Origin of the sequence: Micromonospora sp. NPDC023737, assembly GCF_040639715.1 — a bacterium.
Lineage (GTDB): Bacteria > Actinomycetota > Actinomycetes > Mycobacteriales > Micromonosporaceae > Micromonospora.
Genome location: NZ_JBFAAL010000001.1, coordinates 189425 through 203084 on the forward strand (window position 1 = coordinate 189425; position 13660 = coordinate 203084).

At 73.7% G+C, this 13660-nt stretch carries 13 protein-coding genes; 5 read left to right on the forward strand and 8 right to left on the reverse strand.

What is annotated here, in order from left to right; genetic code table 11:
* The first annotated feature begins 417 nt into the window (after nt 1-417).
* Nucleotides 418-741, forward strand: a complete 324-nt coding sequence (locus AB0F98_RS00850; RefSeq protein WP_357726582.1) for a TraR/DksA C4-type zinc finger protein — start codon at nt 418-420, stop codon at nt 739-741.
* Between the two features lie 98 nt (nt 742-839).
* Here the strand turns inward: AB0F98_RS00850 and AB0F98_RS00855 are convergent, their stop codons facing one another.
* The gene (locus AB0F98_RS00855; RefSeq protein ID WP_357726585.1) at nt 840-2213 is read right to left on the reverse strand and encodes an N-acetylmuramoyl-L-alanine amidase; all 1374 of its coding nucleotides are present in this window, start codon (nt 2211-2213) and stop codon (nt 840-842) included.
* A gap of 52 nt (nt 2214-2265) precedes the next feature.
* Nucleotides 2266-3204, reverse strand: coding sequence for a peptidoglycan DD-metalloendopeptidase family protein (locus AB0F98_RS00860; RefSeq protein ID WP_357726588.1), 939 nt, complete (start codon nt 3202-3204; stop codon nt 2266-2268).
* Nucleotides 3205-3812: 608 nt separating this feature from the next.
* Between AB0F98_RS00860 and AB0F98_RS00865 the strand changes: the two genes are divergently transcribed.
* Nucleotides 3813-4112: a putative quinol monooxygenase gene (locus AB0F98_RS00865; protein WP_357726591.1), complete on the forward strand. Its 300-nt coding sequence runs from the start codon at nt 3813-3815 to the stop codon at nt 4110-4112.
* Nucleotides 4113-4155: 43 nt separating this feature from the next.
* Here the strand turns inward: AB0F98_RS00865 and AB0F98_RS00870 are convergent, their stop codons facing one another.
* The 5 genes from AB0F98_RS00870 to AB0F98_RS00890 all read right to left on the reverse strand — a co-directional run bounded on the left by AB0F98_RS00870 (nt 4156) and on the right by AB0F98_RS00890 (nt 8996).
* A complete protein-coding gene (locus AB0F98_RS00870) occupies nt 4156-5091 on the reverse strand; it encodes a MerR family transcriptional regulator (RefSeq protein WP_357726594.1) in 936 nt (311 codons plus the stop codon).
* Nucleotides 5092-5218: 127 nt separating this feature from the next.
* Nucleotides 5219-5971: an SDR family NAD(P)-dependent oxidoreductase gene (locus tag AB0F98_RS00875; protein WP_357726597.1), complete on the reverse strand. Its 753-nt coding sequence runs from the start codon at nt 5969-5971 to the stop codon at nt 5219-5221.
* A gap of 122 nt (nt 5972-6093) precedes the next feature.
* The gene (locus AB0F98_RS00880) at nt 6094-6993 is read right to left on the reverse strand and encodes a LysR substrate-binding domain-containing protein (protein WP_357726600.1); all 900 of its coding nucleotides are present in this window, start codon (nt 6991-6993) and stop codon (nt 6094-6096) included.
* Between the two features lie 230 nt (nt 6994-7223).
* On the reverse strand, nt 7224-8372 hold the full coding sequence (locus tag AB0F98_RS00885) for an MFS transporter (RefSeq protein WP_357726603.1): 1149 nt from the start codon (nt 8370-8372) through the stop codon (nt 7224-7226).
* Between the two features lie 141 nt (nt 8373-8513).
* Nucleotides 8514-8996, reverse strand: a complete 483-nt coding sequence (locus tag AB0F98_RS00890) for a hypothetical protein (protein ID WP_357726606.1) — start codon at nt 8994-8996, stop codon at nt 8514-8516.
* A gap of 77 nt (nt 8997-9073) precedes the next feature.
* Between AB0F98_RS00890 and AB0F98_RS00895 the strand changes: the two genes are divergently transcribed.
* From AB0F98_RS00895 to AB0F98_RS00905, 3 genes are all read left to right on the forward strand, one after another.
* A complete protein-coding gene (locus AB0F98_RS00895) occupies nt 9074-10405 on the forward strand; it encodes a hypothetical protein (protein ID WP_357726609.1) in 1332 nt (443 codons plus the stop codon).
* 118 nt (nt 10406-10523) lie between these two features.
* Nucleotides 10524-11606: a Gfo/Idh/MocA family oxidoreductase gene (locus AB0F98_RS00900; protein ID WP_357726612.1), complete on the forward strand. Its 1083-nt coding sequence runs from the start codon at nt 10524-10526 to the stop codon at nt 11604-11606.
* Nucleotides 11607-11675: 69 nt separating this feature from the next.
* Nucleotides 11676-12386, forward strand: a complete 711-nt coding sequence (locus tag AB0F98_RS00905) for a hypothetical protein (protein WP_357726615.1) — start codon at nt 11676-11678, stop codon at nt 12384-12386.
* Nucleotides 12387-12452: 66 nt separating this feature from the next.
* Here the strand turns inward: AB0F98_RS00905 and AB0F98_RS00910 are convergent, their stop codons facing one another.
* Nucleotides 12453-13577 (reverse strand): FUSC family protein, encoded by a 1125-nt coding sequence (locus AB0F98_RS00910; RefSeq protein ID WP_357728965.1) that lies wholly within the window; start codon nt 13575-13577, stop codon nt 12453-12455.
* Nucleotides 13578-13660 lie beyond the last annotated feature (83 nt).

A 13660-nucleotide genomic window follows, 5' to 3' on the forward strand; every position in this document is an offset into this window, starting at 1 on the left:
CGGCCCGCCCCGGCCACGATCAGCGATCGGGCCGAAACGGCGACCGGCAGCAACGGTGCGGGTGCGCGGCTGCGCCCGCCGGAGCCGATCCCGGTCCTGGCCGACGGATACTCCGAAGGCGGTTGGCTTTACGCCGACGGCCACCTATGGTGGTCGGATGCCACCGGTCGGTAAGCACGCCGCCACCGTCACGACGTTGACGGTGCTTCGCGCTGCCCACCGGCCGGTCCGCGCCGCGCTGCCGGGAGGTCGTTTCCTCGGCGCACGCATCGCGCCCACCCTGGCCATCCAGGGCCTGCCAAGCCCCGTTCCGGGCCGTGGCCCACCGGCGGAACCGTTCACCTTAGAAACGGACGCCAAGGGCGAAGCTACACAGCTTCGGCCCTTTTTCTTTTACCCGGAGAAGGAGACGTCGCCATGAGCACCGGAACGCACCGGCGGGCCGACCAGGACCGGCTGGACAACCTGCATGCATCCCTCAGCAAGGAGTTCGAGGCCCAGACCACGAGACTGACCGAACTCACCGCCGACACCGGCGACCCGGGCGAGGCCCACACCCGGCAGGCGCTCATCGCCACCACCCGGCAGAGCATCGAGCAGATCGCCGGGGCACTACGGCGCGTCGCCGAGGGCACCTACGGCGTCTGCGAGCGGTGCCGGGGCGAGATCCCCGCCGAGCGCCTGGAGATCCTGCCGCACGCCCGCTTCTGCGTCCCCTGCCAGCAGAAGCAGAGCCGCTGATCCGTCGTGCGGGCCACGCGGTGCCGGCCGCCACGGTCGGTCCGCCGACGGCGTGCCCGCCGCCGGGATGGTGAGAGCCACCCCGGCGGCGGATCGGCTCAGCAGCGGGGTACCCCCGGGATGTACCCGTCGTGCCCGGTCAGGACGTACGCGTCGGAGACCCAGCGGTTGGTGCCGATCCGGTTCCAGACGTCGGTGGTGCCGTACGGGCCGGTGACCGTGGTGCCCGCGGTCTGGCAGTAGACACTCACCGTGGCACCGGGGGCGACGGAGCCGACGACCGGGTACCCGGTGCCGGGACCGGAGCGCACGTTGAGATTGCCCGACCCGGTGGTGACGGTGCCGGAGCCGATGCCGGTGATTCCGTTGACCAACTGGAGGTAGTAGGTCCAGTTCCAGTTCGGACCCGGGTCGGTGTGTGTGGCGCCCGGCACCTCGACGTGCCCGACGATGTGCGCCCGGTCCCGCGGAATGCCGTACTTCGCGGTGAGGCCGCGGGTCAGCGCGGCGGAGGCCCGGTACATCGCGTCGGTGAACCAGGCCGGGTTGTCCACGTACCCCTCGTGCTCGATGCCGATCGACCGCGTGTTGTAGGTCCAGTTGCCGGCGTGCCAGGCGATGTCCTTCTCCCGCACCGACTGGGTGACGGCGCCGTCCGAGGAGCGGAACGTGTAGTGCGCGCTGACCTGCGCGGCGGGGTCCTGGAACCAGCTGATCGAGCCGGCGTACGAGCCCTGGGTCACGTGGATGACGACCCGGTCGATCTGGTGACTGGCAGGCCGACCGGCCACCGTGTAGTTGCTGGTGCTGGCCGGCGCCCAGGCGGCCGGCGGGTAGTCGGTACTGAGCGTGCCCAGGTCACCGGCCCGCTCCAGCTTCCCGCGCTGCGGCGTCACGATCCCCGCGGCCACCGTCTCGCCCCGCTCGGCGGTGAATCCGCCGCGCAGCACGTCGAACACCGCGTCCGCGTAGCGGCGGGCGCTGACCGCCGTGCCCGCGCCGCCGTACCGGGCGACCGGCCCGTACCACCGGGCGAGGTCGTCGCGCGCCGTCGCGGTCAGCCCCGCCTGGTCGGCGTACGCGCGTAGCACGGCGGCCGCGCCGAGCACGTTCGCCGTCGGGTCGGTGCGCAGCGCGACCGGATCCAGCCCGGTGCGGGCGGCGGCCTCGTCGAGCGTGTGCTGCCTCGGATTGCTGACCAGGTGCATGAGTCCATATCCGCCGGCCGCGCTCGGCGAGCCGGCGTTCATGTCGAGCCGCGTCTCCGTGTACCCGATCGTCACGAGCAGGTCGCGCGGCACGTCGTAGCGCCTCGCCGCCGTGTCGAAGGCGGCGGCCAGCGGGGTGGACGGTGCGCCGGCCGGGTCGGCGACCGCCGGCGAGCCGGCAGTGGTCGTACCGCCGAGTGCGGTGAGCAGGGCGAGTGCGCCGCCGAACGCCAGGCGGGCACGGCGGGAGGTGCCTGCGGTCATTGCCACTCCTTTCCACTGTCGGCCACCGGGCGGCAGCCGACGGACACCCCGGTCAGCACCAGCCGTTGAGCGGACCGTTGACGCCGGTCCACAGGTACGCGTCGGAGACCCAACTGCCGTCGCTGAGCCGGTTCCAGAGCGCGGTGGCGCCGTACCGCCCGGTGTGGGTGGTGCCGTTCGCCGAGCAGGAGATCGTCACGGTGGCACCGTCGGCCAGCGAGCCGACCACGGCGTAGCCGGTGCCGGGACCGGCTCGCCGGGTCAGGGTGCCGCCACCGTTGGCGTCCACCACTCCCTGGTTGAGCCCGAGCGCCCCGTGGTTGTAGATGGCGCCGCCTGCGCCGATCCACGCCGAACCGTGCCGGGCCCCGCCCTGGTACGCGGACGCGCCGTTGGCGAACACCCACTTGCCGATGTCGTGGTCGGCCATCGGGACGTACGCGCTGTTCTGCCGTAGCCCGAAGTGGACGTGCCGGCCGTAGGCCGCCCCGCCACAGGTCACGTCGGTGCCGGTGTAGCCGAGGAAGGCACCCTGGGCGACGCTCGCCCCGTTGACCGAGATGTTGCTCCACAGGTGGTAGTAGTCGGTGGAGTAGCCGCGGTCGTGGATCACGCGGATCCAGCCCTGGCACATGGTGTACGCGGCACCGGCACGGGCGGCGCGTACCACCTGGTCGCCGTCGGCGAGGTCGACGGAACTGTAGGGAGATTCGCTGCCGCCCCAGCCGTGCGGGCCGCTGGTCAGCGTCCACGTCTGCCCGACCGCGAACGGCAGGGCCATGCCGGTGCGGTAGTCGCCGCCCGCGTAGAGGGGGGCCGGCGCGTTACCGAAGACCGTCTTCTCCTGGCTCGTCACCAGGGGCGACGCGGCGGCGAGGGTGGCGAACTCCGCCTCGCCGTCGAAGGCGACCCGCCACGCGCCGCGCTCGGCGCGGGCGACGAAGATCGCACCGGTGGGGTGCGCGTCCGCCTTCGCCGGCGCCAGGGCCACCGCCGTCCCGAAGGCCCACCCGGCACCGCTGCGGTCGACCGTTATCCGCGTCTGCGCCGCCGTCGTAGCCGCCGACGCGACGGAGGTGAGCAGCTTTCCGGTGACGGCGGCGGTCAGGGAGTCGGTGTCCGGTGCCGCGGCGACCGGTGGGGTGGCGGTGGTGGCGCCGCGGCTGCCGGTGTGGCCGCGAGCAGGAGCCCGGTGACCGTCAGCAGGGCCAGCATCGCGTCGCCAGCTCGTCGTCGACTGTGCCTCATCGTGACCTCGCTCTCGTCTTGCTCTCGATGACCGGAGGAGATTCAGCTCGGGGCCGCGACCGGTCCGGCGGGGGTGGCTGAGTGGGGCGAGGAAGCCGACGGCCGGCACGGCGGCGGCGACCCGGTCGACGGCCGCGGCAGTGTGCCGGCCGAGGAACCTCCACCCATGGACAAGAATCGATGCTTATGGATATAGCCGGAGATTGTTGTGTCGCAAAGCATCGAAGTCAATCGCTACGGCGAAGCTTTCCTACATCCGTCAGGACGGTGTGCCCGGCGGGTCGCGTCGTCATGTCGTACCGGCCGGGCAGGATTGCCCGCGGAGGCATCGGCTCGACGTGGGGACGCGCAATGGCATACGGCTACTTCAACTCGATGAGGACCAGCCCGGGGCACCGCGACGAGGTGGTGGCGATCCTGCTGGAGGGCGTCGACGGCCTGCGCGCCGCCGGTTGCCGGCTCTACGCGGTGGGGGTGGCGGAGGACGACCCCGACCTGATCCGGGTCAGCGAGATCTGGGACTCGAAGGAGCACCACGACCGGTCTCTCCAACTGCCCGAGACGAAGGCCGCCATCGCCCGGGCCATGCCCCTGCTCACCGGCGAGTTCGCGGGCCAGGAGATGACCGTCGTGGGCGGCCTCGGCGTGTGACGCCCGCCCGGACGGCCGAGCAACCGAGCGGCCCGAGGCACCCTCACACGCCGCGGGACCGCAGCGCCCGGATCGACCAGTCGAGCACCGGGGCCAGGCTGTCGGTGGCCGGCCAGCCGTTGACCACCGAGAGCAGCCGCAGGTAACGCTCGCGGCTCGGGTCGTGCGCCGCCTCGAGCCGGGCCAGCAGCCGACGCCGCGACGACAGGTCGTCGGGGCGCGCGCACAGCCGCGCGTACCGCCCGGTCATCGCGGCGACCACGGCGTCCGCCCGGGACGAGCCCGGGTCGACCCCGGCCGTCAGAGCCGGTCCGGCCTCGGCACGAACGATCGCCACCGCGTCCGGCCGCACCACGGTGGACGCGCCGTCGGCGCGGTCTGCCGCGTACTGTTCCGCCAGGCGCCGCATCCGGGCACAGAAGTCCTGGTCCTGGGCGAGTTCGGCCAGCTCGATCCACGCCTCGACCTGTTCGTCCTCCGGGTCGTCGGGCAGCTGCGGGGTCAACGAACGGCGTGGGCCGGCGAAGGCGGGGTCGGCGTCCACCCCGCCGAACACGGCGTCGAGGAAGTCGGCCACCAGGCGCTCGCGCTCCTCCTCGGTGAGCGTGGCCAGCTTGTGCATCAGTTCCATCCCCTCGGTCGTGGATTCGCGTCTGGCGACCATCGCGAGCACCGCTCGGCGCAGCCGCAGCAACCGGATCTGGACGGCTAGGGCGTCGGCGTGCGCCGCGGCGACCTCGGCGAGCGGGATCTCGCGATCGACGATCCGGGCGATCGTCGGAAGGTCGAGTCCGAGCCCGCGCAGTGTCCGCACCATCTCCAGCCGGGCGAGCGCCTGCACCCCGTACCGTCGATGACCGGCCGGGCTACGTCCGCTCGGCGGCACGATGCCGCGGTCGGCGTAGAACCGGATGGTCTTGACCGTCAACCCGGTACGGCGGGCCAGCTCACCGATCGAGTACCGCGTGTCGCCGTTCATGTCCTCCACCCTCGCGCCTCCCCTCGGGGGAGATGCAAGCATCCGTCCGGTCGGGGACCTCCGGACGAGAGGCGGCGGCCCGCCGCACCGTGGTGTGGGCGGGCCGCCGCGACGCTGGTGATCAGCGTCAGACGGCGATCCGGCCGCCGTCCACCGGCAGCACCGCGCCGTGCACGAAGCTCGCCCGGTCGCTGGCCAGGTAGGCGATCGCCTCGGCGATCTCCTCCGCCGAGCCGGGCCGGCCGGCCGGGGCCTGGGCCGCCTGCTGGTCGAGAGCGTCACCCATCGGGGCGGTGCCGCTGGTGAGGGTCGGCCCAGGGCTGACCGCGTTGACCCGGACGCCGTGCGAGCCGTACTCGGCGGCCCACGACTTGGTGAGCAGGACCAGCGCCGCCTTGCTCGACCCGTACAGGCCGAAGCCCGGGTCGCCGAACTCGGCGACCATCGTCGTCACGTTGACGATCGCGCCGTGACCCCGCTTGGCCATCTCCGGGGCGAGCTCGGCGACCAGGAAGTACGGCACCTTCACGTTGAGCGAGTACACCGCGTCGAAGGTCTTCCCGCTGGTCTGCTCGGTGGAGCCGTACGGGTAGATCCCGGCGTTGTTGACCAGGACGTCCACCTGCCCGGCCACCTCCCGTGCCCGAGCGGCCAGCGACCGTGCGGACGCTTCGTCACCCAGGTCGGCGACCAGGAAGTCGGCGCGGCCACCGGCCGCCCGGATCTCCCCGACCACTGCCTCGCCGCGGCTCGCGTCCCGGCCCGAGACCAGCACGTGCGCGCCCCGCTCGGCGAGGGCGAGGGCGGTTGCCCGGCCGATGCCGCTGGTGCCACCGGTCACCAGAGCCACATGTCCCTGCAGTTCCATGGTCTTTTCCACCCACATCTCGTGAAACTTCGGTCGGGGATGTCCCGACCCGTGGATGTCAAGGCGCAGGGCGCTCTGGGCTTTCCCACCGGGCTGCTGGAGCCGCTTATGGCCGCCATAAGTGGCTCCGGCGGCTACTCCGGTCCCTGGTACTCCAACGCGGCGATCAGGTGACCGAGGTCCCGCCGGCGCGAGCTGGCCGGCCAGGCCGCCCAGGTCCGCCGGACGAGCGGATGCCCGGCCAGGGGCGCCCAGGCCAGCGACTCCGGGATCGGTTGCTGCCAGTTCGGCGGCGCCAACGCGAACGCCCCACCGGCGGTCACCGCGGCGAGCTTCACCGGCGCGATGAGCCCCTGCCCCTCGGGCGGAGTGAGGCCCGGGTCGAGACCGTGGCTGCGCAGGATGGCGGTGATCTCGTCGTACCAGACCGGGCTTCCGGAGCGGGGAAAGCCGACCCAGGCCAGCCCGGCGAGGGCGTTCAGCCTGATCCCGTCGGGGCCGACCAGCTTCGCCGCCTGGTCGGCGGCGAGCAGCACTCCCAGTCGCTCCTCGACGACCAGCACGGCGTCCAGGTCGGGGCCGACCGGGTGCTCACGCAGCAGGCCGACGTCGAGGTCCCCGGCGCGGAGCGCGGCGAGTTGGTCCGCCGTCGACATGTGCAGGGCCTGGACCCGGGTGCCCGGATACGCGTCGGTCAGGTCGGCGAGCGGGCCGGACAGCAGGTCGGCGGGGAGCTCCAGCGGGATACCGAGCCGTAGCCGGGCCTCACCCGGCCCGGTGTGCCGGGTGACGGCCGCGATCGCCTGGTCGTACCGGGCGAGCACCGCGCGGGCCTCGGTGAGCAGCGTCGCGCCCGCTTCGGTGGCCTGGACCCCGGTGCTGCTGCGGACGAGCAGCTGCACGCCGAGCTGCCGCTCGAGGCCGTTCATCTGCTGCGACAGCGCCGGTTGACTCACGTGCAGCCGACGGGCCGCGCCGGAGAGGCTGCCCTCCTCCACCACCGCGACGAACGCGCGCATCTCCCGCAGTTCCACGCGCCCATGACACCACGCCCGGCGGCACCGATCGGCGGAACGCGCCACCGGCGTCACGTCCGCCACGGTCCGGTCCGGGTTCGCTACCCGGACGGCGAGACGTGTCGCGGTCCCGCCGGCGACATGGCCGCGCCTCCGTCGACGCCCCGAGCCGGTCCCGGCCCGTCGACGGAACGCGCCGGTCGCAACGACGAGCAGAGACGTGTGGTGTCGGCGATCCTGTCCCCTCGTCACCGGACCCGCTCCCGCTCGTGCCGTTCGGCGTCGGGGGCGCCGGCGGGGTCGGCCTGCTTCGGCGAGGATCGGCGTACCGCGGCGGCCACGGCGAGCAGGCAGACCGCGGCGGCCACGACGAACGACGGGCGACCGCCCAGGCCGACGGCGGCGGATCCGAGCGGGGTGGTCAGCACGATGGGCCCGAACATGGCGCTGTTGGCGGTGGCGGACACCCGGCCGAGCAGCGCCTGCGGCGTGTTCGTCTGCACCGCGGTGATCGCCGCGACCAGCGTCCACGGCAGACCGACACCGCCGACCACGGCCGCTACCACGACGGCCGACGGCCAGGGCAGGCACCGGCCGAGGCAGGCGGCGGCGAAGAGCAGGGCGCCGGCCGTCGCCACCCGTACCGTGCCGTACCGGGACAGGAGCCGACCGACGACCAGTCCCCCGGCGACCGATCCGGCGCCCTGCGCGCTGAGCAGCACGCCGAGGAACGTGCTCGGCAGGTTCAGGTCTTCGGTGACGACCGCGTAGTTCGCCGCGGTGGCGAAGCCGGACATGGCGATCGAGACGGCGGCGAGCCCGACGGTCACCCGGGTCGCCCGCTGCCCGACCAGGACACGGAATCCGGCCCGCACCCCACCGCGCTGTCCGGGTGGCGCGACGGCCGGGGCGTGGGTCGGCCGCAGGGCGGCGTACAGGACGGCCACCAGCACGGGCGCCACGGCGCAGACGACGGCGACGGCCTGCCCGCCGTGCCATGCGTACAGGCCCGCGCCCACCGCCGGAGAGATCAGTTTCATGCCCTCCCCGGCGCTGGAGCGCCAGCCGTTGACGTCGGCGAGTTCGGCGGGCGACAACATGGCGGGCAGCAGCGCGGTCTCCCCCGCCTCGATCAGCAGGTAGCTGATCCCGTAGCCGGCCGACACGGCGTAGAGCAGCCAGGTCTGATCCGGCCCGTGTACCGCCAGCAGGGTCAGTACGGAGGCGGCCAGGGCCAGATCGGTCGCGATGAGCAGCGGACGTCGCGGCAACCGGTCGAGCACACCGCCCAGCCACGGACCGGCGAGCTGGGGGCCGTAGAGGCAGAGCCCGGCGAGGGCCGCGAGGCCGGCCGACCCGGTGAGGTCGAGGACCCAGATGCCGGTCACCAGGTTCATGGCGCGCTGCCACCCAGGCCGGACAGGACGGATATCGACACGAACAGTGCCGCATTGCGTCGCACAGCCACTCCAGGATTGAGTCGGGATGACTCAAATCCTTAGAGGTGAGCCCTACAGGATCAATGTCGACCGGGAGCGTCAACCAATTGTTGACAGCGCGGCGTCCAGCCGGGCGGCAACCGCCTGGACCGGCGCCGGCAGGTGCTCCCGCCCGGCTCGGGTGAGGTCGTCGGCGATGTGCCCGGCCAGCGTGTGCAGCGCGCCCGGGTCGGCCTCGTGGGTGACCGCCACCGTGTCGCGGACGAGCGTCGCGCCCGGAAACCGGCCGTTCCACCGTCGGTCGGCGTCGATCCACTTCTGGAGGTCCGCCACGATCGTGCGCAGCGCCACGAGCCCGGGCGACCAGCCCCGGTCCAGTTCCCGTCGGCGGGCCCGACGCGCCGCGGCCAGCCGTTGCCGGCGCTGCTCGGCCGCCTGACGGCTGGTCAGGCCCAGCGCCGTGGCGATCTGCGCCCAGGTGGCGCCGGCGTACCTGGCCCGGTCGATGAGGTCCAACTCCTCCTCGTCGAGGCGCAGCCGGGCGGCCCGGAGCTCGCCCAGCCGAACCAGTTCGTCGGCCACCCGTCAACAGTACATTGACAGACCGGCGAGAAGATCGGGTAACCAGGACCGGAGCGCGGCTGCGATGATCTACTTTTGTGGAGATCAACAACCGCCGCGAGAGCGGCCGGCCGGGGCGCCTCACCGCGCGGCACGTACGGTCGGCGATCCTGGCGTTGGTCGGGCTGGCCGCCTTCGGCTACGCGCACACCCTGCCCTGGATCGCGGTACGGCCCGGACAGGACCTCGAGGAGCGGCTGCTCGGGCTCGCCCCGTCCGACGAGGTACGCACGTACGCCCTGACCGACCTGCCGGGTTCCCAGGTCGCGCTCTACCTGGGATGGCTCGCCCTGTCGGCGGTCCTCGTCCTGGCCTGGGTACGGCCGCAGTGGCGCGACGCCCTGCGGATCGCCGCCGGGGTGTCGGCGCTGGCGGTGGCGGCGCTGACCTTCCTGCCGAGCGGCGCCGCGGTGGATGCCAGCGGGTTTCCCCGGGCCGACCGGCCGGACAGCACGTATCTCGCCGGCACCTGGCTCGCGCTGAGCGCCATGGGCCTGCTGTCCCGGGCGGCCCTGTCGGCACTGCCGAGACCGGACTCGGCCGGGGCCGACAGCACCGCTGCGGCGCACGACGAGAGCCGTGCTCCGGAATCCGGGCGTCCGGCCGAGCCCGAATCGGCGGCGAGCGGTCCGGCGCCCGCCGGCACGACCGGCGGCCACGACGCCGACCCGATCCCCCTGTTCGTCGCCTCGTCCGACTGGGCTCGGCAGCGCCCCACCTCACGACGGCGGCCGTGGATGGTGGGCGGCGCAGCGCTCGGGGTGGTCGCGGTGGCGCTCGTCGCCACCGTGCTGGCCTGGCCGCGACCGGACGGGCCGGGTGACGGCGGCGCCGCCGAACGGCCGGAGCATGGCAGCGTCGCCGCGGCAGAGCCCGGCGACGACTCCAGTGGCCTCGCCGCGCTGCTGGTCGCGGCGCCGGACGACGCGACGCCCGGCCCCGCCCCGGTCCGGAACGACAAGCTCGACTCCACCCGGATCATGACGTTGGACGAGCCAGCCGCGTTGCTCATCCTCACCCAGCTGAGCAACGTCCGGCACGCGGCCGGCAAGGCTTGGACGGCACCGAACTCCGCCTCGATGATGGTCGTCCTGCTCCAGTTCGGCACCCCGGAGCTGGCCGAGGGCTTCCAGTCCTCCTACGCGGACATGGAGCGGAGCAGCCGCACGCCCGACTCGGAGGTGCCGCTCGCGTCCGTGCCCGGTGCGGCGGCCTACGTCGGCACGACGGGCAACGGGGCGGTCCTGCCCGAGGTGCACGCCGTCGCGCGACACGACGACATCGTCGTGCTCGTCACCGCGGGCGGCGGCGCCTCGGACGACGCCACCAGCGCCGAAGCCCTGCTACGCAGCCAGTACGAGCGGCTGTGACAGTTCGGGCGGCCCGGCCGGGTGATCGTCGTCATGCGGCCGGCGTCCCGCCGCCCGCGTAGATTCTGTGCCGCCGGGCCGGCGTCACCAGGACGTCGCCTGGGCTGCGGAGGATGGCATGACGGGTTCGGCGCAGGCACCGTTGCGGGTGGCGTTGCTGGGTTACGGCCTCGCGGGTCGGGTGTTCCACGCCCCGCTGATCGCCGCGACCGCGGGGCTGCGGCTGCACGCGGTCGTGACCCGGAATCCGGAGCGTCGGCAGCAGGTCCGGCAGGACCACCCCGACGCCCGCCTGGTCGACGACGCGGAGCTGCTGTGGCGCTCGCCCGAAGCGCTGGACCTGGTCGTGGTGGCCACCCCGAACCGACAGCACGTCGCGATGGCCCGGGCGGCGTTGGCCGCCGGCCTGCCGGTGGTGGTCGACAAGCCGCTCGCCGCCACCAGCACCGAGGGACGGGAGCTGGTGGACGAGGCGGGCCGGCGAGGCGTACCGCTGACCGTCTTCCAGAACCGCCGCTGGGACGGGGACTTCCTGACCGTCCGCCGCCTCGTCGAGCAGGGCGAGCTGGGACGGGTCACCCGCTTCGAGTCACGGTTCGAGCGTTGGCGGCCGACGATCAAGCCGGGCTGGCGGGAGAACGCCGCCCCGGAGGAGGCCGGCGGCGCGCTCTACGACCTGGGCGCCCACCTCATCGACCAGGCGGTGCAGCTCTTCGGACCCGTCTCGCACGTCTATGCCGAAGTGGATCGCCGGCGCGCGGGCGCGCAGGTCGACGACGACGCGTTCGTGGCGCTGACCCACGCCGGCGGAGTCCGTTCCCACCTGTGGATGAGCGCCACCGCCCCGCAACTCGGCCCGCGGTTCCGCGTCCTCGGCGACCGCGCGGGCTACACCACGTACGGGCTGGACCCGCAGGAGGACGCGCTGCGCGACGGCGGGCGGCCGGGCGGCACCGGCTGGGGCGAGGTCGCTCCCGAGCGTTACGGCCAGTTCGGTGCCGACGGTGACCTGCGGCCGATGCCGACCGAGCCGGGCCGCTACCAGAGCTTCTACGAGCAGGTGGTGACCGCGCTGCGCGACGGTGGGCCGATGCCGGTGGACGCGCGGGACTCGGTCGACACCGTCTCGCTGATCGAACTGGCGCACCGTTCCTCCGCGGAGGGCGCGGTCCTTCCCGTACCGCCCTCGGCGGCGCGCTGACCACCGGCCCGACCGGGCTCGCGGTACGGTGCCCGGGTCGGGCGGGCCGTGGCCGCGGGAGGTGCCGGAGTGACCATCGAAACGCGGGTGCCACCCGGAGCACCGCCACTGGACTACTACCTGCTCCTCGACCGGCCGGACGGGCCCGCCGAGCGCGCCGAGGCGGTCGTCGTCGAGGAGTTCGTGCACGCGCCCGACTGGTGGACGGTCGGGCTGGGCAGCGCGCTCTGGACGCCGGCGGCCGGCTGGCGGAGTTCGGTGTCGTTCAGCCAGGCCATGCGCGTCGCGCCGGAGGTACGCGCCCGGGTCCGACCGGTGGCGCGGGACGCCGCCGACCGCACCCACCGGCGGCTCGGCGACGGGCCGTTGCCCGACGAGAGGGTGCTGCGCACCCACCTCCACGACCGTCAGGTGTTCCCGGCCGCGGCACCGCTGCGGCTGGGCGACACCCAGCCACCGCACGGCTGCCACGAGCGGCGGGTGTACCGCGTCCTGTTCGCCGGCGAACTGCCCGCGGACCAGTTGGCCGGGCTCGGCGCCCGCTGGCGGCCGGCCGATGCCAGCAGCGGCGACGGCATGCCCGCCGGCCACGGCAGCCTCGGCGACGACCGATTCAGCTGGACGATGCGCCGGATCGGCGGGGGCGTCGCCTGGGCGGTAGACCTGACCGTGGACCTCGCCCGCGCCGCCGACGACACCGTCGGGCCGGTCCTGCACGAGCTGACCTCCACCGTGCGCCTGGCCGGGCTCATTCCGGTGACGACCGAACGGTTCAGCTGACCGTCGAGCGGCACCGCCTCGGCCGACGGGAATCGCGGCAGCCCGCGCCGGGGCAGTGCCCGCCGGTCAGTCGCCGGAGCCGTTCCGGTCGGCCGCCAGCGGTCCGAAGGCGTCCCGTACCAGACGGTTCGCGTCCTCCTGCTCCACTCCGGTGGCCACGAAGAGGTCACTGGTGGTGGTCCTGACCTGGGCGACCACCACCGACCCGGAGAAGCCCACCCCGGCTCGGTAGGCGGCACCCGCACCGGTCACGGCACGCAACGCCGTTCTCCGCGCCTTGTCGGGTTCGTGGCCGGTGGCGAACTCCCGGCGCAGCAGCCGCGTCGCCTCCGCCAGCGCGGACACCGCCTCCGGGAGGGTGTCCGGGATCGGCTCGGCGTCCTCGATCAGGGTCACCGTGCGGCGGATCAGCGTCCCGCTGTTGCGCATGGCCCGGTCGATCGGCTCCGCCGCCCGTGCGTACCGGGCCACCGGGCCCTGCCGGCTCTCCCAGCGCACCGGGGAGAGCGTGCTCGTCTCCCGCGCGGCCTGCGCCGCCTCGGTGAGCGCCGCGACCTCCTGCTTGTTGTCCCGGAGGCGGTCGAGCGCGGCCTGCGCGGCCGGCCCGTCGCGCCGCCGCAGCGCGTCCGCGGTGACGTCGAGCTGATCGGCGAGCAGGCAGAGCGCCGGCGCGGCCGCTCGATTGATCAGCCGCAGCGGGTGCAGCGGGAGCAGGACCGCGGTCACCGCCAACGACACCGCGCCGCCGACGAGAGCGGCCACGAAACGCGGGAACTCCAGGTTCTCCACCATCGGGCTCAGCGTGCCGATGAGGACCGCCGTGGCAGCGGACTGCACCATGACCGCCGGGCTGCCGCCGAGCAGCACCGCCGCGACGATGGACAGCACCACGATCAGCCCGAGCTGCCACGCCCCCGTCCCGACCAGGTAGATCAACGCGTCGCCGATGAGCACGCCGACAGCCACCCCGACGATCAGTTCGACCGTACGGCGCAACCGCTGGCCGACCGACGCGGCCAGCGCGATCACCGCGGAGATCGGCGCGAAGAGGGGCTGCGGGATGTGCAGCAGACCGTCCGCCACCCACCACGAGATGCCCGCGGCCAGACCGGCCTGCAACGCCAGCCCGCCGCTCGCGCGCACCCGTCGCAGCCGCTCGCCGACCCGGCCCCTGCTGCGCAGCGCGGCCAGGGCCCGGCCGTACGCCGCGGCGGCGCGCGGCTCGCCGTCGTCTCTGCGGGCGCTGGTGTCGGCCACGGCCGCATCTACCCTGT

What these genes read in the sequence shown, in the direction of transcription:
- AB0F98_RS00850 (WP_357726582.1), top strand. Translation starts at nt 418, where the DNA reads ATGAGCACCGGAACGCACCGGCGGGCCGACCAGGACCGGCTGGACAAC.
- AB0F98_RS00855 (WP_357726585.1), bottom strand. Translation starts at nt 2,213, where the DNA reads ATGACCGCAGGCACCTCCCGCCGTGCCCGCCTGGCGTTCGGCGGCGCA.
- AB0F98_RS00865 (WP_357726591.1), top strand. Translation starts at nt 3,813, where the DNA reads ATGGCATACGGCTACTTCAACTCGATGAGGACCAGCCCGGGGCACCGC.
- AB0F98_RS00870 (WP_357726594.1), bottom strand. Translation starts at nt 5,091, where the DNA reads ATGAACGGCGACACGCGGTACTCGATCGGTGAGCTGGCCCGCCGTACC.
- AB0F98_RS00885 (WP_357726603.1), bottom strand. Translation starts at nt 8,372, where the DNA reads ATGAACCTGGTGACCGGCATCTGGGTCCTCGACCTCACCGGGTCGGCC.
- AB0F98_RS00900 (WP_357726612.1), top strand. Translation starts at nt 10,524, where the DNA reads ATGACGGGTTCGGCGCAGGCACCGTTGCGGGTGGCGTTGCTGGGTTAC.